The sequence below is a fragment of the Evansella sp. AB-rgal1 genome, assembly GCF_041820985.1.
Taxonomy (GTDB): Bacteria; Bacillota; Bacilli; order Bacillales; family Salisediminibacteriaceae; genus Evansella.
On record NZ_JBGUAU010000015.1, the window covers coordinates 83,188 to 105,007 of the forward strand.

At 35.0% G+C, this 21,820-nt stretch carries 25 protein-coding genes and 1 pseudogene; 9 read left to right on the forward strand and 17 right to left on the reverse strand.

All coding sequences use genetic code 11. The features are described 5' to 3' along the window. Positions 1–2: 2 nt before the first annotated feature. Both ACERII_RS14165 and ACERII_RS14170 read right to left on the reverse strand, forming a co-directional pair. The gene (locus tag ACERII_RS14165) at positions 3–1,247 is read right to left on the reverse strand and encodes a DUF58 domain-containing protein (protein WP_373643133.1); all 1,245 of its coding nucleotides are present in this window, start codon (positions 1,245–1,247) and stop codon (positions 3–5) included. Beyond that, the gene (locus ACERII_RS14170) at positions 1,244–2,167 is read right to left on the reverse strand and encodes an AAA family ATPase (protein ID WP_373643221.1); all 924 of its coding nucleotides are present in this window, start codon (positions 2,165–2,167) and stop codon (positions 1,244–1,246) included. Before ACERII_RS14170 ends, ACERII_RS14165 begins: the two co-directional genes overlap by 4 nt. Positions 2,168–2,939: 772 nt before the next feature. Between ACERII_RS14170 and ACERII_RS14175 the strand changes: the two genes are divergently transcribed. Beyond that, a complete protein-coding gene (locus ACERII_RS14175) occupies positions 2,940–3,035 on the forward strand; it encodes a YjcZ family sporulation protein (protein WP_373643134.1) in 96 nt (31 codons plus the stop codon). 293 nt (positions 3,036–3,328) lie between these two features. Continuing rightward, positions 3,329–5,005 (forward strand): methyl-accepting chemotaxis protein, encoded by a 1,677-nt coding sequence (locus ACERII_RS14180; protein ID WP_373643136.1) that lies wholly within the window; start codon positions 3,329–3,331, stop codon positions 5,003–5,005. Positions 5,006–5,086: 81 nt separating this feature from the next. Here ACERII_RS14180 and ACERII_RS14185 read toward each other — a convergent pair whose 3' ends face one another. The 3 genes from ACERII_RS14185 to sufU all read right to left on the reverse strand — a co-directional run bounded on the left by ACERII_RS14185 (position 5,087) and on the right by sufU (position 7,048). Next, positions 5,087–5,479 carry a (2Fe-2S) ferredoxin domain-containing protein gene (locus ACERII_RS14185; RefSeq protein WP_373643137.1) on the reverse strand — a complete coding sequence of 131 codons (393 nt, stop codon included), beginning with the start codon at positions 5,477–5,479 and terminating at the stop codon, positions 5,087–5,089. A 15-nt stretch (positions 5,480–5,494) separates the two neighbouring features. After that, the gene (locus ACERII_RS14190; protein WP_373643138.1) at positions 5,495–6,490 is read right to left on the reverse strand and encodes a CobW family GTP-binding protein; all 996 of its coding nucleotides are present in this window, start codon (positions 6,488–6,490) and stop codon (positions 5,495–5,497) included. 114 nt (positions 6,491–6,604) lie between these two features. Beyond that, positions 6,605–7,048 (reverse strand): Fe-S cluster assembly sulfur transfer protein SufU, encoded by a 444-nt coding sequence (gene sufU, locus ACERII_RS14195; RefSeq protein ID WP_373643139.1) that lies wholly within the window; start codon positions 7,046–7,048, stop codon positions 6,605–6,607. Positions 7,049–7,334: 286 nt separating this feature from the next. On the opposite strand from sufU, the gene folE2 reads away from it, so the two are divergent. After that, positions 7,335–8,234, forward strand: a complete 900-nt coding sequence (folE2, locus tag ACERII_RS14200; protein ID WP_373643140.1) for a GTP cyclohydrolase FolE2 — start codon at positions 7,335–7,337, stop codon at positions 8,232–8,234. Between the two features lie 89 nt (positions 8,235–8,323). Beyond that, positions 8,324–9,256 (forward strand): CobW family GTP-binding protein, encoded by a 933-nt coding sequence (locus tag ACERII_RS14205; protein WP_373643142.1) that lies wholly within the window; start codon positions 8,324–8,326, stop codon positions 9,254–9,256. Between the two features lie 147 nt (positions 9,257–9,403). On the opposite strand, the gene ACERII_RS14210 is transcribed toward ACERII_RS14205, so the two are convergent. The 6 genes from ACERII_RS14210 to ACERII_RS14235 form a co-directional block, all read right to left on the reverse strand. Then, complete coding sequence (locus ACERII_RS14210) at positions 9,404–9,814, reverse strand: Fur family transcriptional regulator (RefSeq protein WP_373643144.1); 411 nt, start codon at positions 9,812–9,814, stop codon at positions 9,404–9,406. A 138-nt stretch (positions 9,815–9,952) separates the two neighbouring features. After that, positions 9,953–10,765, reverse strand: a complete 813-nt coding sequence (locus ACERII_RS14215; RefSeq protein WP_373643146.1) for a TIGR03943 family putative permease subunit — start codon at positions 10,763–10,765, stop codon at positions 9,953–9,955. A 12-nt stretch (positions 10,766–10,777) separates the two neighbouring features. After that, on the reverse strand, positions 10,778–11,779 hold the full coding sequence (locus ACERII_RS14220; protein ID WP_373643147.1) for a permease: 1,002 nt from the start codon (positions 11,777–11,779) through the stop codon (positions 10,778–10,780). Positions 11,780–11,913: 134 nt separating this feature from the next. Beyond that, entirely contained in the window at positions 11,914–12,897 is a 984-nt protein-coding gene (locus tag ACERII_RS14225; protein ID WP_373643150.1) for a CobW family GTP-binding protein, read from the reverse strand. 126 nt (positions 12,898–13,023) lie between these two features. Then, positions 13,024–13,287, reverse strand: coding sequence for a 2'-deoxycytidine 5'-triphosphate deaminase domain-containing protein (locus ACERII_RS14230; RefSeq protein WP_373643151.1), 264 nt, complete (start codon positions 13,285–13,287; stop codon positions 13,024–13,026). Between the two features lie 17 nt (positions 13,288–13,304). Continuing rightward, the gene (locus tag ACERII_RS14235; RefSeq protein WP_373643152.1) at positions 13,305–14,504 is read right to left on the reverse strand and encodes a GTP-binding protein; all 1,200 of its coding nucleotides are present in this window, start codon (positions 14,502–14,504) and stop codon (positions 13,305–13,307) included. 189 nt (positions 14,505–14,693) lie between these two features. Here ACERII_RS14235 and rpsN point away from each other — a divergent pair, with 189 nt between their 5' ends. Both rpsN and ACERII_RS14245 read left to right on the forward strand, forming a co-directional pair. Continuing rightward, on the forward strand, positions 14,694–14,963 hold the full coding sequence (gene rpsN / locus ACERII_RS14240) for a 30S ribosomal protein S14 (protein ID WP_373643153.1): 270 nt from the start codon (positions 14,694–14,696) through the stop codon (positions 14,961–14,963). Positions 14,964–15,063: 100 nt separating this feature from the next. After that, complete coding sequence (locus ACERII_RS14245) at positions 15,064–16,110, forward strand: GTP-binding protein (protein WP_373643156.1); 1,047 nt, start codon at positions 15,064–15,066, stop codon at positions 16,108–16,110. A gap of 227 nt (positions 16,111–16,337) precedes the next feature. Here ACERII_RS14245 and ACERII_RS14250 read toward each other — a convergent pair. After that, positions 16,338–16,427, reverse strand: a pseudogene (locus ACERII_RS14250) (zinc-ribbon domain containing protein); the annotation flags it as partial. 207 nt (positions 16,428–16,634) lie between these two features. Between ACERII_RS14250 and ACERII_RS14255 the strand changes: the two are divergent. The 3 genes from ACERII_RS14255 to ACERII_RS14265 all read left to right on the forward strand — a co-directional run bounded on the left by ACERII_RS14255 (position 16,635) and on the right by ACERII_RS14265 (position 18,349). Continuing rightward, positions 16,635–16,925, forward strand: a complete 291-nt coding sequence (locus ACERII_RS14255; RefSeq protein WP_373643157.1) for a lmo0937 family membrane protein — start codon at positions 16,635–16,637, stop codon at positions 16,923–16,925. A gap of 86 nt (positions 16,926–17,011) precedes the next feature. Further along, positions 17,012–17,269: a hypothetical protein gene (locus ACERII_RS14260; protein WP_373643158.1), complete on the forward strand. Its 258-nt coding sequence runs from the start codon at positions 17,012–17,014 to the stop codon at positions 17,267–17,269. A 261-nt stretch (positions 17,270–17,530) separates the two neighbouring features. Then, on the forward strand, positions 17,531–18,349 hold the full coding sequence (locus ACERII_RS14265; RefSeq protein WP_373643159.1) for a cobalamin-binding protein: 819 nt from the start codon (positions 17,531–17,533) through the stop codon (positions 18,347–18,349). Between the two features lie 107 nt (positions 18,350–18,456). On the opposite strand, the gene ACERII_RS14270 is transcribed toward ACERII_RS14265, so the two are convergent. Genes ACERII_RS14270 through cobD form a run of 5 tightly spaced genes read right to left on the reverse strand, consistent with a single transcriptional unit; the run spans position 18,457 to position 21,818 of the window. Continuing rightward, positions 18,457–18,882: a bifunctional adenosylcobinamide kinase/adenosylcobinamide-phosphate guanylyltransferase gene (locus ACERII_RS14270; protein WP_373643223.1), complete on the reverse strand. Its 426-nt coding sequence runs from the start codon at positions 18,880–18,882 to the stop codon at positions 18,457–18,459. Then, on the reverse strand, positions 18,834–19,475 hold the full coding sequence (locus ACERII_RS14275) for a histidine phosphatase family protein (RefSeq protein WP_373643161.1): 642 nt from the start codon (positions 19,473–19,475) through the stop codon (positions 18,834–18,836). The genes ACERII_RS14270 and ACERII_RS14275 overlap by 49 nt, the downstream gene beginning before the upstream one ends. After that, positions 19,427–20,188 (reverse strand): adenosylcobinamide-GDP ribazoletransferase, encoded by a 762-nt coding sequence (gene cobS / locus ACERII_RS14280; protein WP_373643162.1) that lies wholly within the window; start codon positions 20,186–20,188, stop codon positions 19,427–19,429. Before cobS ends, ACERII_RS14275 begins: the two co-directional genes overlap by 49 nt. Then, a complete protein-coding gene (locus ACERII_RS14285) occupies positions 20,185–20,739 on the reverse strand; it encodes a bifunctional adenosylcobinamide kinase/adenosylcobinamide-phosphate guanylyltransferase (protein ID WP_373643164.1) in 555 nt (184 codons plus the stop codon). The genes cobS and ACERII_RS14285 overlap by 4 nt, the downstream gene beginning before the upstream one ends. Continuing rightward, complete coding sequence (gene cobD, locus ACERII_RS14290; protein WP_373643165.1) at positions 20,736–21,818, reverse strand: threonine-phosphate decarboxylase CobD; 1,083 nt, start codon at positions 21,816–21,818, stop codon at positions 20,736–20,738. Before cobD ends, ACERII_RS14285 begins: the two co-directional genes overlap by 4 nt. Positions 21,819–21,820 lie beyond the last annotated feature (2 nt).

Consider the following 21,820-nt stretch of genomic DNA (forward strand, 5'->3'; position numbering starts at 1 on the left):
CATTAATCACCTGCATAGGATGGGATAGCATGGTCAATGTTCCCTCCTGATAGTAAGTAAGCCTCTGCTCCGTATCGTTTCAATTGTTCAAAGCGCTTCATCTCTGTAGATTGAGAGTCGATTTCCCGATCTAATAAACAGAAATATACACGCGTTCGTCTTGATAGATAAATACGGATTCTCTCTAACATTCCATCTGTTAGTTCTGTTGAAGCTATTAAAAGCGTCGTACCTAGTGGAATTTTATCATCATATTCCTTTATTCCTTTAGCAAAATCTCCATTACTATCCCCTCGAATTTTCGCAAGGTGATAGATTAACCGTTTTTGTTGCTCAGGACCAGAATCGATAGGGTAAGCCGCACTTTCTTTCCCCACCGTCCATAATCCTACTTGTATTTGGTTTCTACTACTATGCATAACGAGAGAAGTTGCCAGCTCCACTGATTTTTCATAAGCTTCTAACGTTTCATATTCCATATTAGGAAGGTGATTATTTAATACAATTAAAAAACGTTGACCAGTATATTCTTCAAATTCCTTTGTCATTAATTTACTTGATCTTGCTGTTACTTTCCAGTCAATACTTGTGAGTTTATCTCCTGGAACATATTCTCTTGCTCCTGCCACAGAAGTAACGTCCTCAATAAAATCTAAAGAAGATAATGTAGTTTCTGTCTCTCTATTTTCAAGAGCAGACCAACGTTCAATCTCATGATAATTTGGATAAACTAAAATGGTATCTTCTAACTCAACCAATGTCTTTTTATAGAAAAAACCAAACATATCACTCGTACTTAATTCCACTCCATATAACACATATTCCCCGCGCTTGGCGTTAGGAATAGTATATGTGTATGTTAGTTCTCTTTTTAACGTAGGATAAAATATCATTTTCGAATGGTTATACTTCAATTGTCTTTTCAGATTATCTTCAATATGATCTGTTACAGATAAATATAAGAAAGGAAATGGCCACCTTCTGCGTATAGTGACCGTTACCTTATAGTCCGCTCCAGCTATTACTGCTCCATCCCCTAACTCTCTTTTTACATGAAAGGAGCCTAACGGAATGGCAGCATAGAGTAGCATGAGAACGACCAGTACCGTAATAGAATAAAATAAAAACCAGCTTACAAAACCACCTTGAAACATGGCATAGCTGTACATCCCTATAAATACAGCTGCCACAACTAGTACTCTTAGGATTAACTTGATCCAACTACTTACATTACTTGGCCTTTTCATCTTGCTGACTCTTTTCCTACTGGAATAGGAACATGCTCAATTATTTCCTTAATGATTCGCTCGTTCGTGATATTTGATAGCTTTGCATCAGAATTCAATAGAATTCTATGCTGCAATGTATACGGCGCTAGTGCCTTAATATCGTCTGGTAAAACAAAATCGCGATCCTGCATAAATGCATACGCCTGACCAGCTTTCATTAGAGCAATGGAAGCACGCGGGCTTGCTCCTAGGTAAACGGAATAGTGCTCCCTTGTTGCATTTACAAGATTAATAATATATTGCTTTACCGTTTGATCTACATACACTTGCGTCACACTATGCTGGATATTTAATAAATCTTCTAATGAAATAACAGATTGTAAGTCTTCAATTGGATGACGCTTTTCTACTCTATTCAAAACCTCTAACTCTTCATGTCTCGACGGATATCCAATTTTAAATTTAAACAGAAATCTATCAAGCTGCGCTTCTGGAAGAGGGTACGTTCCACCATATTCAATTGGATTTTGTGTAGCCATTACAAAAAAAGGATCTTGTAATTCCCGTGTTTCTCCGTCTGTGGTTACACTGCCTTCCTCTAATGCTTCTAATAGTGCTGCTTGCGTTTTTGGTGACGTACGATTTATTTCATCTGCTAAAACAACATTCGCCATAATCGGTCCTGGACGGAACTGAAACTCCATCGTTTTTTGGTTGAAAACCGAAACTCCTGTTACATCAGAAGGTAACAAATCTGGTGTAAACTGAATTCGCTTAAAGTCTGCTCCTAATGTTTTGGCAATCGCACGAACCATCATTGTTTTTCCCACACCAGGAACGTCGTCTAACAACACATGGCCACCACTAAGCAATGCGATAAAGCTTAATTCAATTTCGTTTCTTTTTCCAACAACCACATTCTCCACGTTTTCAATCATTTTATTAACAAGTGGCTGTACCACATTAGTCTCATGATTTTTACCCAAAATAGCATCATCCTCCTAGTAATATATGAAAGTTTTTAAGAAAAAACTTTATTCACTTTGTTAAATCAAGGCTCTTTACGCCTAAAAAAAAGTAACACTCTACCTGTTTTTAGCTACAGGTGCTCGCAATTCTTTATGAATTTCAAAAGATACATTCCTAGTAGAACCTATAAAAAAAAGAATTCAAAATAGAGAGAAAAAAGCAGAAACAAATACTGAAATAATTAGGAGATTGAATGAAGTAACCAGTTTATGCTTTCACCCACCCTTTTGAACACCTTTTATAGGAACTATGTTATGGGACTGAATAGACTGACTTTTATCTATCATATCATGAACATACAAAATTTACGTGATATTTAGACCGTATTTTTTTTGAAATATAAGTTTTTATTTCCAATTTTATAAATAATTACAATACCATTTCACACACCACTTCTGTATATAATTTGTCGTTCTTTTTTTAATAAGGATGCATTTTAACATAAAAAATAAGGGATTCCCCCTTAAAAAATTCATAACACAATTATATTCAATAGCCAAGATGTTATGTTGTATGTAACAGCCTTTTAATGTATTTGAAATTATATTACTATATCGGAAGCTTCATTAGATGTTGGTCTATCAATGATGTAATTAATTTTCCAAGCAGTAGTTTCCTCCCTACACAACTACTCTTTTACTGACATACATATGTACTATAACGGAAAGGAGGAATGTTCTCATGACTCACTCTACAGGCTGGGCAGGAAGCTTTGCGTTTGTATTGGTGATTTTCGTATTGCTAGTTATAATCGGTGCTGCAGTAGTAAGCTACTAATGTAATAAAAAAATAAAGAGGGTGCCTGAGGTTGTTTCCCCCATTTAGGCACCCTTTTTTTATTGTACGTCGTCTATGTCCTAACTCAATATATAATGTACTTTCTTGCTAGTGTACACATCCAAGTCATTTATGCTGAGCAGTGGCAATCCACTTGTTACATAAACGTAATAACGTAAGGTATGTATCTTAACAACTATAACCGACCAAATAAAATGTCGGAATATATAAATATATGTATCTTTTTGTCGATATATTTATAGAAAAGTAAATACACTAAGGAGATGAACAGCATGAAGAAGTTTTACAGAGATCTTAGTATTAAATGGAAATTATCATTTGTTTTTGGCTCTATATTTTTATTTTTTTTAGCAGGATTTATTTTTGTTTTTATGCAGTTTCTATCGATCGATAAGAATGTAACCACCTTAAACGATACAAGTGAGAGTGCAATTATTGTATCTCAAATAGGTTCGGAATTCAGGTCCAAATATATTCAGGTTTCTGACTATATCATTAATGGAACGTACCGAGAGGATTTTTATCAAGAAAGGGATCAACAGTTAGTAGCGTATATACATCAGGTTGAAAGTAACCTACATACTGAAGAAATGCGCACTATGCATCAACAGATACTGGAAAACAATGATGTTTTTAATGAATTGGTATATAAGATTGTAAGTAACAACAATGAACACTTATTACCCCAACTAATTGATGTTCGTAGAAATAACAATGAAATTATTATGGAATTAGTTGATTTGATGAGGGATGAAGCCAATGCTGTTCAAGAATCAACGAATACTATCATTTCAAATTCTCTGAAGGGATCCATTGTTATTGTAGGATTAATTCTACTAATTGGTCTGATAACAGTTATTTTATTTAGCCGATCTATAATTACAAAACTAAAATCAGTAACTGATACAGCCAAAGCAATTAGTAGTGGAGACTTACAAGTAAATGACATTAAAAATGACTCCCATGATGAATTAGGAGATTTGAGCAGAGCCATTAATGAAATGAAAAGTAGCTTACGGATGATTATAACTAACATTTCTTCCTCCGCTCAGCAAGTTGCGTCTACATCGGAGGAGTTAAGTGCAAGTTCGGAAGAAACAAGTAAAGCAACTGAAGAAATTAGTAGCTCTGTTCAAGAAATTGCTAATGGATCAGAACTTCAAGTAGAGAGTTCTAATAAAGCAACAAAATCAGGTAAAGAAATAGTGGAGGGAATCGAACAAATCTCTACTAGAACCTTAAATGTGAGTAGATCTTCCTTAGATACTAGTAACTCAGCAAACAGTGGACAAGAGGTAATTGAACAAGCTATTCACCAAATGGAAGAAATAAACAAAAATACCCATGACTCCTCTCATCTAATTAATAACTTGGGGGATAAATCAAAAGAAATTGGAAGTATCATTTCTTTAATCACTGGTGTTGCAGAACAAACAAATCTCTTGGCCCTAAATGCTGCGATAGAAGCTGCCAGAGCAGGAGAACACGGAAGAGGGTTTGCTGTTGTAGCTGATGAAGTAAGAAAGCTTGCCGAGCAAACAACTTCTTCTTCATCCGATATTCGTCATTTAATTGATGAAATCCAAGCTGGCATTGATAAATCTGTGATTTCCATCAATGGAGTACAATCATCAGTGAATGATGGAATTGGACTTGTCAAAGAAGCAGGCCAATCTTTCAAACAAATTGTTACTTCAGTCGACGGAGTTTCTTTACAAATAGAAGAAATATCAAAGTTAGTTAAAAAAATTACAGATAAATCAGAAACTATGCTTTCAGATATTAATGAAACAAATCATGTTGCAAAAGAAGCTTCTGGCTATACCCAAACTGTGGCTGCATCATCTGAACAACAATCTGCCACAATGCAAGAAATAACAGCCACAGCAACAAACTTATCTAAAATGGCCGAAGAACTTCAAATATTAGTAGAAAAATTCAAGTACTAATCTATATCAAGGCTATCCCCAAAAATGATCTCTAAGCTAAGAGATGACTTATGGAGGGGTAGCCTTTTTAAAATACGATTTCTATAACTTCTTCGAAACTTTCTCGACCGTCCCTCTTTGTTTCTCTATACCTACAAAAGATCCTAATGTAGGCTGAAATCCATCACCATTATATGAAAGACTCAATTTCTCTTCCATTAAATCTCCTGTTAGTATCGATTCAACAAATTTAGGTACATCATCAGTTGTCATCTCCTTATACCAATAACCATCTGGGTATGATATTAAAACACACTTATCTTGACATCGTCCATTACAGAGTGTTCTAGACGTATGTATCCTACTATCTAATCCTCTTTCTCCAATTTTCTTCCTAACTGCTTGAACTAGTTGTTCCGCTCCTGCCTTCGTACAACTACCACCATTACAAATAAATAAATGATTTCTTGTTTCCCTTAAATCCCAAGTCGCCAAAATAATTCCCCCCTATTAAGTTGATGTACACTTTTCAAATTGCTCTTGGAACCACCTTTCATCTAAATCTTCACCAATGACAACCATTTCACTTTTCCGTCTTTCATGTTGTTCCCAAGGTCTATCTGCGTAACCTGCAAATAGCATATGAACTCCTTGAAACACAAATCTTTTCTCTAGATTCTCAATGTTTAATATACCTTTGTAACGGTACATATTTGGTCCAAGCATTTTAATCACTATATCCATCCACATTTCTACTTTTCTAAGGTTTAATGGCTTATCCGTCCTTAAAACAATTGCTTTTACATGATCATCGTGATGATGATGGTGATGTTCACTTAGAAAATTAGGCGCTATCTCGAGCTTCCTTTCTAAATCAAAGGAGAATATATCAAGAATTTTAGTTAATTCGACTTGACTATGCTCTCCATATTGAATCCTAGCAGCTGGATTCATCTTCCTTAGCCTATTTTCTAAAATAGTTAGTTCGTCTTCATTTACTAAATCAATCTTGTTAAGGAGCAGTACATCAGCAAAAGCAATTTGTTCCTGTGCTTCATGCGATCTGTCTAACTGACTATGAGCATGATAGGAATCAACAACTGTCACTATAGAATCCAATTGATAGTATTCAGCTATTGAGAGATCTACAAAAAATGTTTGAGCAACAGGACCTGGATTTGCAAGGCCTGTTGTTTCGATAACGATCCGGTCAAATTCTAATTTCTCCTCTTCATTTCTAGCGCTTCTTTTTTCTCTTAAATCATAGAGAACCCGTATCAAATCTCCTCGGACATTGCAACATATACAACCATTATTCATCTCAAATATTTCTTCATCTGCACCAACTACTAATTGGTTATCAATGCCCACTTCCCCAAACTCATTCACAATAACAGCAATCTTTTCCCCATGATCTTCACTTAAGATATAGTTTAATAACGTGGTTTTTCCAGCCCCTAAAAATCCAGTTAAAACTGTAACAGGAACCTTATTACTTTTATTCATTTTTCATTTCCTCCAATTTATAATCGTCCAAATCGAAATTATTACGATTAACAATATAAAAAAATACTATTTTGTTTTCCTTTGGAGTCTAGCCATAAAAAATCTAGCTATGTTTCAACACCCCTTATATCCCCTTACATCGGCTAATAGTTTATCCAATGCTTGCCATGCCATTAATGCACAGTTATGACGTGCCCGAAATCTGTTTACCCCTTGTAACGATATTGCATCCCCTAGATCAATCTCCTCGTTTGTTTGACTACCATTGCGTATTAATCTTTCAAACTCTCCCCTTAATTTGGTTACATCACGTAAATCTTTATTTTTTATTAACTCTGTCATCATAGATGAGGAAGCCATACTAATACTGCACCCCACCCCTTCAAAGGTAACTTCTTTGATTTTCTCCCCCTGCAATTGAAGGTATAAGGTTATTACATCCCCACATGTAGGGTTTTTATAATGAATTTTCCGTACGTTCTCTCCTTCTAATCGCTTATGATTACGTCTATATTTCGCATGTTCTATTACTATACTTTTGTATAAGCCATCAAGCATATCCCTTCCCTCTCCTCAAATCGAATATAGTAATCTTTATGTTACCAGGCACGCTACAAAACAAATAGTAATCATTACTATTTATATGTAATTTTAAATGTTTTTATTCTCCTCGTCAAATGATAAATAAGATTTATATATGTTTCAACCCACCTTTTAATTATTGAAAAAACAGTACTTAAATGTAATTTTTATAATTACGAAATACGTATGTAAAGATTTTTATGTTAATAGCTGTTATACTCATATTGTAACGATTACTATTTAAACCTATAAGGAGTATGCTATGAATAAGAAGAAACTACCCAATAAAGAAGAGCGCCACAAAAGGTTCGGCTCCGTACAGCCATCACCAGGAAATAAGCCAATAAATAAAGAAGACATGATGGACCTCCAAAACACACCTAGTGATTTTTTATTCCCGCTTGACTTTGTAGGAATATGTAATGTAAAGCACCCGGTAATTATCCATTCAAGTTATGACCCTAATGAACAAACCACAGTTGGAACATTCTCATTAACAACAGACTTACACCAGTTTAGTAAAGGCATTAATATGAGCCGACTTACAGAACTGCTACAAGACTATCATCTGAAGGAATTTGTTCTAGATTGGGAAAGTCTATATTCTTTTACCAAAGAATTAGTTCAAAGAATGGAACAAAGGAGTGCACAAATGAGTGTACGTTTTCCTTGGTTTTTTAATAGGGCTAGTCCTGTTTTAAATAAAGCTGGATTAGCACATGCTGAAGCATGCATGAACGTCACCTATCATCAAGAGAATGGTTTTTCCCATGAAGTGGAACTAAAAACTGCTGTTACAACCCTATGTCCCTGTTCAAAAGAAATAAGCGAATACAGTGCCCACAATCAAAGAGGTTATGTAACTATCAAAGCAGAATACCTAAATCCCTTTGAGGTAAATAATGATTGGAAAGTAGAATTACTTGAAGCAGCAGAATCAAATGCAAGTTCCAACTTATATCCAGTATTGAAGAGACCGGATGAAAAGTCTGTAACAGAACGCGCATATGAGAACCCACGATTTGTAGAAGACATGGTTCGTTTAGTGAGCGCAGAATTATATGAAAATGAATACATAAAATCATTTACGGTGGAATGCAGGAATGAGGAATCAATTCATATACATGACGCAATTGCAAAATTATCTTATACAAAGGAGTAAGCATAAAACTGATATGATGAAATTCAAAATAGAGGTCTTACCAATACTTTCGCATGACTAGTAACAAAAGGATTAAAGGAGATATGGACATGTGTAAAAAAGTTGATATTGTTATTCTTAGTGGTTTTTTAGGGAGTGGGAAAAGTACATTACTAGCTAATTTAATCAAATACGAGCAAAAGCAAGGAAGAAAGATTGGAGTTATCATGAACGAGATGGGAGAAGTTAATATTGATAGGGAACTCATTCCGTCAGATACTCCCCTAAGAGAATTACTGAATGGTTGTGTATGTTGCAATTTACGAGGAGAATTAAGCTTACAGATAAAAGAGCTATTAAACATCCACGAACTAGATGTAATATACATTGAGTCAACAGGTGCAGCTCACTTAATAGAAACAGTTGATGCTTGTACTCATCCTACGTTAGCAAACTACATAACAATGAAAGGGATTATTACGGTAGTGAACGCTAAACAGTGGCTTCACGGTAAAATGAGTATTAAGCTAAAAAAGCTTATGAAAGAACAGGTAAAATTTGCAGATGTTATAGTTATAAACAAAATGGATACAGTCGAGGCAAACATGTTGGACTCATTAGTTGCAAGCATTAAGGAAATAAATGGTGAAGGAGCTATTTTTCCTGCAGTACACGCAAATATCAATCCGGCTATATTTTTTTCAAACAACTGTCCTATTAAATCACAAACATATGACGATACGAAAGAAGAGCATGCTCATCTCCATCTAAATACATTTACCTTTCGTTTTGAGCATCCAATCAACCGTATTCGATTGGAAAATTGGTTAACTAAATTGCCTGGTCAATTATATAGAGCAAAAGGCTTTGTTGAAATAGATGAAAGTCCAGGCACATATCTTTTAAACTATTCTTATGGTTCTATCATGTTAGAATATTGTAGAAAGAATTTAGATTACCCGACACTATTAGTTGTCATAGGTGAAAATCTTGATTATGAACATATGATTACAACGATAACAGAGGTGCAAACAAAGTTATAAAGTTGTCACTTAATCAATCTCTACAATATTAACAAGAAGATGGAACCTAGAAATTACTATAGAGTTCCATCTTTTCAAGCTGAATCATATACCAATAGGAAAAACGTCACTTTTCTTTCATAGCAGTGGGGCCTTCTTGATAATTTTTCATTTCTTGCAATCATCACAATACCCATATATTTCAAATTTATGGCCTGTTATTGTGAACCCAGGAGGATTACCAAAGATAGAATCCATTGGACAAATGTTAATAACTTGTACTTTCCCGCATTCTGTACAAATAATATGATGATGGTGATGGTCTGCACAGGAAAACCTATATACTTTTTCGCCATTTAGGTCCGTCGTTTCTAGAACCTCTGCCTCTTCAAAAAAAGAGATGTTAAGATAGACTGTATTTAAACTAATAGTAGGATACTCTTGTTTGATTTTTTGATAAACCTCTTTCACGGAGAGATAGCCGTTTATATTAGAAAATATCTCTAACATCTTTTCTCTTTTCTGCGTGTATTTAAATCCATGATCTTTTAACTTTTGCATAGCTACTTCTACTTCCATATAATCCCTCACTTAATTTTTCAACGTTCTAAAAGCGGTTTATAATATAATTATACTCATTATTTACATCTTAAATAAATAGTAATTGCTATTATTTATGTTATCCTCAATGAAAGTAAAATTATGAACTAAGGACATTTATGGATAAATATACGTCGCTTTCGGTCGCTCTATTTTTTTCCATTGTTTCACAAGAACAATTGGTATTGTATTTTCAGCATTTTCCATTAACTTAATTTCTCCGTTCACTCTTACCCACTCATCTACATTTCTCCTATTTTTATCATCAGTTGATAACAGCAAACCTGTAACATGAGCGTCAGCAACACAGTGTGTAACTAAAAACCTAGCCAAAAGCGGATATTCATGAGAGTATGTCTCATCCATATAAATAAATCCTTCTAACTCAATAGGTTTCCCTTCAAACACCTCTGGATAAGTAAGAATATTGTTCACAAATACAGAGAAATTATCATTATTTAACATGAGGACAGGACTTCCGATCATTTCGTGAAAAACGTTGTTTGACGTACCCACCTTACCTGAATGATCAGTATGTGTTGAATTAGTAGTATAACAGATTCCTCTTTTCACAGCCTCTGCAGCACCAAGATCTTTATATGGAAGGAGAAATCCTGTTACTATTGGAAGTATTATTATGAAGTAAATAACAACATTTTTTAAAGGAATCGTTCTTACACCAATCATCTCATGATTACACCCTAAAATGGTGCAGTAGTCATGATCTTCCGCTTGCTCTTTCGAAATAAATATTCTAGGTACTTGAATAAAAAATAGAAAGAGAAAGAGAATGGAAGCTATCTGACTAAACGCTGTATACTGAGGATTAATAAACATAATAATCTCTCCTGTATGGTGTAGCCTAAAAATAAATCCTGAAAACATTAGTAAAATGATTGCTTTTATAGCTTGCTGACTTTGATAATACAAAGAAAAAACCTCCTATACCCATGGATGAACAAACATTAGAATACCAAATACACTCAATGTAATAATCACCATTAAAATGACTACAAAACGAAGCTTAAACACTGCCATCATCATAATCGTATTTTTTAAATCGAGCATCGGTCCATAAATTAGAAAACCTAATAAAGAAGTTTCAGGAAACACATGACGAAAGGAGGCCCCAATAAAAGCATCTGCTTCCGAACAAAGAGATAAGAGATAAGCTAACCCCATCATCATTGCTGTAGAATAGACCACCCCTTGCCCCATTCCAATTAAGGTATTGGTAGATACATAGGTTTGAACAAATGCCGCCAACATGGCCCCAATTATTAAATACTTAGCAACATCAAAAAACTCATCCACGGAATGGATTAACATAGCTTTTATTCGCAATAAGAGAGGAAAACGGTAGGTTGACTGATCCAATTCAGGTAGATTAGTTGTTTTTTTTAATTGATTTCCTTTAAATAGAAAGCTAATGATCATAGCAATAACAATTGCAATAAGCAAACCCAATCCCATTCTCCATAATGCTATCCGTACATCTTGGCCAAAAGCCATATAAGTGGAAGCAATAACAATTGGATTAATAAGAGGGCCCGTTAGGAGAAAACCCACCCCTGCAAATATGGGAACCCCCTTGTACACTAATTTCCTCACTATTGGAACGATCCCACATTCACACGCTGGAAATAATGCTCCCAGCATACAACTCATCCCTACAGCCATCAATTTATTCTTTGGAATTAGTTTTTTTATATGTTCTTCTGTAACAAAAACTTGTATAAGGCCCGCTATAAAGACTCCAATTAAAACAAAGGGAAGTGCCTCAATTAATATACTAAGAAAAATCGTGTTAATGGCTAAAAGAGAATCGGGTAATACTATTATTTTCAAAGTCCATCTCTCATTGACAACCACAAGATAAATTACAGATGCTAAAACAATGAAACCAGTAATTTCTGCTAAGTTATGTTCAATACGCCGTATCATTGGATCCTCCATACTTTTAATTTTTACTGAAAATATATGCGGACAAGCAAGGATCATGACATCAAATCGAAATAATTACGATTTGATGTCATTAAAAAAACAACAAAGAAAAATTCCTTTGTTGTTTCTCATCATTAAAAATTCAGCTTTGCCCATTCACTTTCCACTACATCACGATCTAAGTCTACCCCAATCATTACTAAGTAATTTCTACCCTTATGTTCCGATGGTTCGAGATATGTTCTTTTCATTACATGTTGTAGTAAGTAGCACCCTTCCTTTAAAGGGATGTACCCTTTTGCCCTTAACAAATTGGGGCGCCACTTCTTTAAAAACTTTTCGATTTTAGCTGGTTTCGTTTGTTGGTTTACATTCAACGTAATCGTATTTATCCGAGAGTAGGAACGGTTATTTTTATGGTCATGATTGTGACGGTGCTTATGTTCCTCATGAGAGTGTGTATGCCTATTTTTTTGCAATGATAATTTATTCGTAATTACCTTTACATCTGCTAACAAAAGATCCAAATCTACTTCGCTATAAGAAGTGAAATATACTGGTGATATTGCATTTTGTTTTTTAATTACTTTCCTTACTTTTTCCTTTTGAGATTCTGAAATTAAATCTACTTTATTTACTATTAAAATATCAGCAACTTCTATTTGTCGCCTCGTTGTTTGAACCAGTTCTCGAACAGATTCAAAAATACTGTTATACTCTAGAACATTCTCCCCATCAAGGACCGTTATTACTTTTTCTAAATAAAGATAATCGATCAGTTCAGGTTCAGTTAAAGAATCTACCACTTCTTCTGGATTAGCCACCCCTGTTAATTCAATAAAAATGACATCTGGCTCTTGTTGAAGGAGTTTTTTGATTGAATCAGCAACTTCACTTTTTTTACTACAACAAATACAACCATCCAATAACTTTTCAATGATCTGTTGTTTATTCTTTTCAAGAATAATCTCTCCATCCATATCTGTTTTGCCTATCTCATTCATTAAAACAGCAGGAGTAACTTCCTTTCCTTCACATGTTTGGAGTAATTGCTTTAGAAGTGTTGTTTTACCGCTCCCTAAAAAGCCACTTAGAACAAATACCGGGATTTTTGCCATTCCTTTCCCCTCCCATAAAAATATTACTTAAGGTTACTGCAATATATATATCTATTTAAATCGTAATTATTACTATTTACAACGATATTTTTTAGGGGATCCTTTTTTCCTGATATAGGCAAACTATCATTTCACTTCTACGTCCTGAAATATCCTGCTGTTAGTTGCACCAGACTGATATAGATACTTTCCCGTATAGGGGTCAGCCTCTTCATTAACTTCTGCAAATACTAATTGACATATTCTTCTTCCAACAGTCAATTCAATAGGAAGACTTTTCCCTAAACGTAAATCGATAGATGCTGGTTGGATTTGCTCCTCGTAAAAGGGATTTACCTTGATTTTTTCCGAGTAAATGTTAGATAGTATGCTTCTTCCAGATAATATCAATTGTTTTCACCTTCTCCCTAGGCTCTTTGAAAATTCCAGTTAAACGGATCAGGTAACATTGTCCAATCCGCTTCGAATTCTGATGGAGTTAATAGACAGTTATCTAATTCTCTTGTTATTAGACCTTGATCTAAATCAACACCTATAAAAACGAGCTTGGTATGTCTATCACCAAATTCCACATCCCACTCATCTAATAAATGAGGGTTTTGTTTGATAATTTGTTCTTGCTCAAGCTTTGGTAGAGAGGCTACCCAATACGTAATAGGTTCAATAGCCACAGATGGACCAGCTTGTGACATCAAAAGTGCAACATTATTTCTAGTGGCACACCAAACAATCCCCTTTGCTCTCACTACTTCTTCTGGCATTGAATGTATCCAATTATTAAAGCGCTCTGAATGAAACGGAAGGCGCCGTTGATACACGAAAGAGGAGATTCCATACTCTTCTGTTTCAGGAGTATGTTGCTCATGTCCTTGGGCCAACTCACGAATCCAACCTGCAGAGGAACTCGCTTCCTCAAAATTAAATAGACTCGTATTCAAAATCTCTTTTGTCGAAACTTTTCCTTTTTCTATCCGAATAATTTTGGCTTTCGGTTGAAGAGTTCTGAGTACCTTTTCCAGATTCTCCAATTCACTTTCTGACACTAAATCACATTTATTTAATAAAAGAACATCACAAAACTCTATTTGGTCAATTAGTAAATCTGCAATTTCCCTAGTGTCCTCTTCTCCAAGAGCTTCTTTTCGATCAAGTAAGCTCTCTCCAGATCTAAAATCCTTCCAGAAACGATTTGCATCCACTACTGTTACCATTGTGTCTAACTGACAAAACTTCGTTAAGTCTATCCCTAGCTCTTCATCAATGTAGGAAAAGGTTTGTGCCACTGGAGTTGGTTCACTTATACCCGTTGATTCAATGACGATATAATCAATATTTCCAGCCTTTGCTAGCTTTTCTACCTCAATTAATAAATCCTCTCTCAAAGTGCAACATATGCATCCATTAGACATTTCCACAAGTTTTTCTTCGGTTCTCGAAAGCTCCCCTCCTTGTTTTACTAACTCAGCATCAATGTTGATTTCACTCATGTCATTTACAATAACTGCAACTTTAAGACCATCCCGATTTTTTAATATATGGTTCAATATTGTTGTTTTACCTGCACCTAAATATCCACTTAAAACAGTAACTGGAATTCTCTTCTTCATTTGATATCCCCTCATTTCACCTTTATAAATCGTAATCATTACGTTTTATAACTTATACTAAACCCATATCCTTCCCTTGTCAAAAATCATGACCCTTCCTTTACTTCCAAAAGATTTTTCGGTATGATGATACCACAAGTCAAAACGTAATCATTACGATTTAATTCGTAAAAGGAGGAAAATGTAAAAATGGCAAAAAAATCAATGGTAGCAAAGGAAAGAAAACGACAGGCATTAGTAGCTCAATATGCTGAGCTACGAAGAGAATTGAAGGCTAAAGGAGATTATGAAGCATTACGTAAACTCCCTAGAGACTCCAGTCCTACACGACTTACAAGAAGATGTGAAATGACAGGAAGACCAAGAGGAGTTCTTCGCAAGTTTAAACTTTCTAGGATTGCATTTAGAGAATTAGCACATAAAGGACAAGTTCCAGGGGTAAAAAAATCAAGCTGGTAAAGTAAGAAAACTCAGGTAACGTTATGGTATAGAAGCCCAATTCTTCGGGCTTCTCTTTTGCATATGTTATCAGTAAATCAGTTATCGAGGAGAGATAGCAATGACAAAAGAAAAACAAATTCCCATCACTTTAGTTACTGGTTTCTCTGACAGGCTCAAGTCTACTTTAATAAAGGAAATGAAATTACAAATCAAATCAAAGGTTATACTTTTTCGGGATCCAAGGATAGTAAATAGAGATATTTCAAAGGAATGTTTTATTCAAGAAAACATTCCCACAGAAGTAGTCCAAGATCTAGAGCTATTCACTATAAAGGACCTACTTTCTACAATAAAGGTTTGGAATACTAAACAGATTGATCAAATAATTATCAATCTTGATAAGCTTTCCAATGTCCATTTACTATCGCAATTTTCAAATGTTGAGGAAGACGATTGGTTGATTTCAAAGCATATCCATGTAGTAGATGCGGTTAACTTTTGGTTCCAGTATTCCTCTAATGAATATATATATCAATATCCTAATGAAGAAGAAATAAATGAGTCTTCCATAGGCGAACTGTTAATAACCCCGTTAGAATTGGCTGACACAATTCTCCTAGGTGGCATTGATAAGATTAATAAAGAACGTTTGTCTGAGCTACAATGGTTTTTAAATAAACTTAATCCACTAGCTAAAGTAATGACTACGAATGATTTAAAGACAAATGATAGCCTCTATAGAGAAACTAATAATAGAACGAATCATACATCACAACAACTATACACATATCAATTACAACATTTCGAGCAGAAAAAACCTTTGATGCTTATTGGAGAATATGGTATTGATACCTATATTTATCGAAGTCCTTTTCCCATCTCCATGAAAAACCTTAAGCATTTTTTTACAAAACTTCCAGAGGGATTATTACGTACAAAAGCTTTATGTTATATACCCTATGAAAATAAAACTTATTATATTTCTCAAATTGGCCCCACTATTGAAGTTTTATCGGAGAAACAAAGCTACTATGAACCTTCGAGTAAAGTTCTATCAGAGTTTCTATTTATTGGTGACCACTTAAATCCACATATAATAGAAAAACAATTGGAGAAGTGTCTAATGAAAGATGATTGCTTTCCAACTGCAGAAATATCTAGATAGACAACAGTAATTAAACAGGCTTTTCATAAGTTTTTTACTAATGAAAAGCCTTGATTAAATCCAATATTTTTAGTATTTTGCTACTATAACTAATCAGATCCATAAGATATCTGATAGGTACTCTTTCTTACCTAAACTCGAATATAAGTATGTTTATGTTCTTAATTGCTTCCCAGATTCTACCCTAAGAAGTCTTCTCCATACCTTTTATCTCGACACTTTTCACATCACCTTGGATGTACAAACCCTTTGTGTTTATAAAACTGCTGTTCACTTCCTGTGAAAATGAAGCGTTCTCTACAATCATAACATTTTAAAAGGAAATCTTGAGGAGGTTAGGTTTATTCATAGCGCATAATTTGTCTAAGTATATACTAATAACAGTAGCTATTAAATAGAGACTAATAGTTAGAACCAATTGATAGGTTGCGTGTTAGTGAACCCTACAGATTATTGAATACTACCAACATGTGTAAAGTGCCTAATACCCATTTCATACTCATAAAGTACTAATTTTATTCACCATGTTTGGTGTAGGTTATACAAGGGTACTTGCTTTATCAAGACAAGTCTTACATCAAAACTGGAGTTGCAATACAAATTTTTTCTCAGAAAACAGGGGGAAAGTGGCTTATCTGCTTACAAGAATAAAGGAGTGTCGGATATTGCTTTGGTTTATATTCTTTGTCCTATTGATTCTCTGGTTATTGGGGTTAATATCAGGACAAGTCCTAGGAGGATACTTACACATTCTGTTGATCATTGCCGTGGCCATGTTATTAATCAGAGTCATCCAAGGCCGAAGACCCCTTTGATTTAGAGATCAGAAAGCATCGATTTGCTAAATGATGTCTATCTCCAGGATACTTGCGCCTATCTTCTTATCAGGAGGCTGATTTTCATGACAGATCAATATAAGAAAGAGGAAAAAATTCACCATCATAAAGAGGAAAATCCTAGTTTATTAGGGGCTACCTTTATCAAATATTTGTTTATCGCGATCATTACCCTTGGTATTCTATTTTTTATCGCTTTTTATGTCCTGCCACTGTTTGATCAAAGCGAAGGAGATGGAGAACAAGGCAATAGTGAAGAGGATAGCCCAGTTCTCGAAATAGAGATAAATGATTCAGATGGAGATGAAAATGAGGGAGAGTAGTTATTAAAAGTTCGTCACTATGCTACTAGAAAAAGAAAAAGACATGCCTGTCCAAAGGGTTTTAGTAGAGTAAACTATATATGGACAGGCTTTTTTAGTTCTACTTTATCTTGTACCTATTTTCTTTCCCTATTCTGTAATAACACTTAATATGATTTAGTTGAAGTTAAATCTCCTTATTCATTACATTCTTTTATAATATTAGTTAAAATAGTAACAAAGAGTTTAGAAGATAATCTAAAAGGATAGGAAGTGCTATCGTTGAAACTAGTATCTATTTGTCCCAGTAACACAGAATTATTAGCGTACTTAGGTTTAACTTCTTCATTAGTAGGAGTGGATGACTTTTCTGATTGGCCAGAGGAAGTTAATAAACTTCCTAGGCTTGGTCCTGATTTAAACATTAATATGGACAAAGTAGAGGAGTTGCAACCGGATCTAGTAATTGCGTCTCTATCCGTTCCAGGGATGGAAAGGAATATTGAAGAGTTAAAAAAACGAAATATTCCATATATTATCGTTCCTAAGCCTAAAACATTAACGGAAGTTGGAGATAGCTTATTATTTCTAGGAGAGGCCACGAACAAATTTGATGAGGCAAAAGTAGTGCATGAAAGATACAATAGTATACTTGAACAATATCGTTCGTTAAGTAAACAAGTAACAGATCCTAAAACCCTTTATTGGGAGTGGTGGGCGAAACCTATTTTTACACCGGGTGCAAATAATTGGCTAACAGAAATAAGTAAACTAGCTGGTGGGATTAATATTTTTGAAGATAACTCCGAAGCAAGTGTAAAAACAGATTGGGATGATGTTAGAAATAGGAACCCTGATATCATTTGTGTAGTATGGGTTGGTGTACAAAAAGACAAAGTGAATCCTAAGGTTATTCTTAGACGTCCAAATTGGGAATCTATGAATGCTATTAAAAACAATCGATTATATATTTTAGATGAACCATTATTTTGTAGGCCTTCTCCACGACTATTACTAGGTCTTAATAAAATTGGGAGTCTCCTACATCCAAATGTATATCCTTCATTTGATGAGCAGAAAGACCCGTTATTAAACAAATAAACAATAATAAAACGTGACTAGGACTAAACGAAAGTGTAAAACTGAGAATCCGAACGCTGTGCAAACCTTAGCGGATTCTCATATACTTTCCCTGCCAGCTTTTGTTGTTATTTCATTTTTCTTGATAAACCATGCCAAACATAGTGAACATCCGTTGATATTTTAGCTGCATCTTGTACTAGCCATCCAGCTAAGTCTCTCAACCTTCTATCATTTTGGTCCATCGGTACTATGCCCCTTCCCAACTCTAGCATAATAAGGACAATTGTTTCGTTTCTTTTTTCTTCTTCTTTTAATTTGCGTAACACATCTAGAAATCTATCTCGAATGATCAAATCGTCAAGTTCATTCTGTAACTCTTCACCAATCCAGTTCTCCCAACCTTCTAAAACTAGCGTTGTATTAGAATCCCATCGAGTTTTCCATCCATCTAGTGAATCTCCATTATAGGATGACACCCAACTACACTTCTTATGAGTTGACCTTACAACCTTTCTTTTTCCTGCAAAGGCACCTCCAACAATGAGTTGCATACCCAATCATCTCCCTCCCAGCTCACTGTTAACCTAAATGCTTGTCCCTCTTTTATATTCAATTCCCAAAATGAGCTGACTGCTTTAAACTTCCATAAAAAATACCGAATTACCCCACCGTGAGTCATCACTACAATAGGTTTTTGCTTCGTATTTATTTTATCTGTTTTTACCCATTGGATTAAATCATCTAAAAACGAATCCAATCTCGAGGTAAATTCAGACCAAGACTCTCCGTTGGGGGTGGAATACTGCTCCCAATCATTTAACCACCTTTGATATTCAAGGTTATTTTTTAAATCCTCATATGTTTTCCCTTCCCAGTCTCCAAAACTCATCTCTCGTAATCTAGCATCTTCGTTGAACTGGGTTCTTAGGGATAGATAATTAAGGGTTTGCTTACATCGCCTTAGATCACTTGTAAATATTGTATTATAAGATTGTTTTTGTAATTCTATTTTTAATGGATCAAGCTTTGGTAATTCACGCTCTACAAGCCCTATGTCGGTGTGTCCTAAATATCGTTTTTGTACGTTCCACTCCGTTATCCCATGACGAATGAGAAGAAGATCCAAGTCATTGCAAGTCCCCATAACTCTCCTCCTTCAATAGCAGTTCCAAGTATATCGCCATTAATTCCTTTAAAAGTATGCTTAACCCACAATCCAAATACAACAATAAATAGTAAATAAGCAGGAAATAAAAATAAGTAACTAGGAAAGATAAGAAAAATTACGAAAACAGGAATCACAGCTATTAGAATATCTGAATTACATATATGCTTCTTCCATTCATACGCTAACCCTTCTTGCTTGGCTGTTGGCATAACAAACAGCAGTAATACTGCATTTAGCCTAGATAAAGACAGGATAACTAAGAATACATAAATATGCTCGAAGGAAATATCCATTATGTAATGAAGAAAGATCGCTTTCCATGAAAGCAAAAATACAAGAGCAAGAATACCAAAGCTACCAACGTGTGGGTCTTTCATAATCTGCCACTTTTTCTCAACGGAGGCATTTGAGCCCATAGCGTCGGCAACATCCATCCAGCCGTCTAAATGCAAACCACCTGTAAGCCATACCCACAAAGTTATTATTACTAAGGTAAGCATGACCTCTGGTATAAAAGTGTTGAGGAACAGCGTAATAACCGTTATGACTGTACCTAAAAGCAAGCCCACAACAGGGTAACTACGCAGGGCCCACTTACTCGTTTCCTTATTCCATGGACACGAAAGGGGAATCGGAATTCTCGTCAAGAATTGCATCGCTAATAAAAATCCGTACATGAAGTTCTTCATTTTCTTTCCCCCTTCCAATACGTTGGAAGGCCAGCAATCATTTGTATCACTTGATCAGAATAAAGGATTATCTCTTGATGCAAGTTCTCCAGATTATAAATGTAGTTATGGACAGTTTGATTAGGGATGGGAACCCCTTCATTTAAATCATTCGATACGATAATAAAAACTATCTCCCTTTCCTTCGCAATTTTCAGCCAGCTTTGAAATTTCACCTTTATTTGATCAAAAGCATCGTTTAAATCAAACATTCTATTACTTAACCATATGGTTAAACAATCAAATAAAACCACATCTCCCTTGTTCAGTTCTAATAAAAGATTTGCGATATCATATGGCTCCTCTATCGTTTCCCATTGTCCACTTCTACGTTGTTGGTGAATGTTAATCCGATTATCCATCTCTTTGTCGGTTCTCTTGGCAGTAGCAACGTAGTATAAACAGCTTTTGGAGAACTTTCCCTTTACGGAATAATACGATTCATTTGCTAGCTCTTCTGCAAAGCTACTTTTTCCTGAACGAGCTCCACCTGAAACAAAGACAATCATCATCTATTTCTCCATTCTCGAAGTTTGTCTATTAATTGATTATTTTCATCTGACGACCGAATTGCAATACGCAGATAATTCCCATTCAGCCCTTTAAAATTGTGGGTATGTCTTGTTAAGATCCCACCTTTAAATAAATATTGAAACAATTCTTCTGTATCATCAGGTCTTTTACTATCTTGTAGGAGATAAAAGTTCACCTTAGATTCTGACACATAAAAATCTAAATCCGTTAATTTGTTTAGAACATAAGAGGATTCTGACCCTAACCAGTTACGGGTCCTTGTTACATATTTATCGTCTGCTAGTAATTTAGGAACAACCGCATCTGCAAATGAATTTATACTCCATGGAAGTTGCCATGACTTTATTTTTCCAATGACATGTTCATTTGCCAGAACATAACCGATTCGAAGACCTGGGATGGTAAACATTTTCGTTAATGAACGTAATAAAACCAAATTACGATAGGACGGAAGCCAGCTTGTCAGAGATAATTTTGTTGAAGGAAGAAAGTCTACAAAAGCTTCATCTACAACAACATACGTATTCGTTTCAAGCCCTTTTTCGAGTATTCTATGTAAACTCTTTTCATCTACTAAGGTACCAGTGGGATTATTGGGGCGACAAAGAAAAATTACATCAGCTTCACCCATCTTCTCTAAGATTAACTCTAAAGGTAGCTGAAATTCATTACTTTCCTCTAAAAAAACATCTTCTGTAGTAATATGGTAGTGCTCGCAAGCCCTCTCGTACTCCACAAATGTAGGCTGCACTATCAACGCTTTGCCACCTTCAAATAGTTTAGCAACTAAAAAAATTGCTTCTGCTCCCCCATTTGTAAGCAACACCTTATCCTTTGTTATCATTTCATAGTCGGCTAATGCGTTGTGGGAGTTAGAATAGGTTGGGTCTGGGTATTTCGTAATCGTAGTGTATGAATGATAGATTTCACCCTTTAACCAAGGAGGAGGACCTAATGGATTTAAGTTTGCACTAAAATCGAGGATTTCTTTTTCCTTGTCCATGTGAAATAGTTGTTTCATTGTTTCTGGCTGTCCGCCATGACTTGGCCACTTCATTC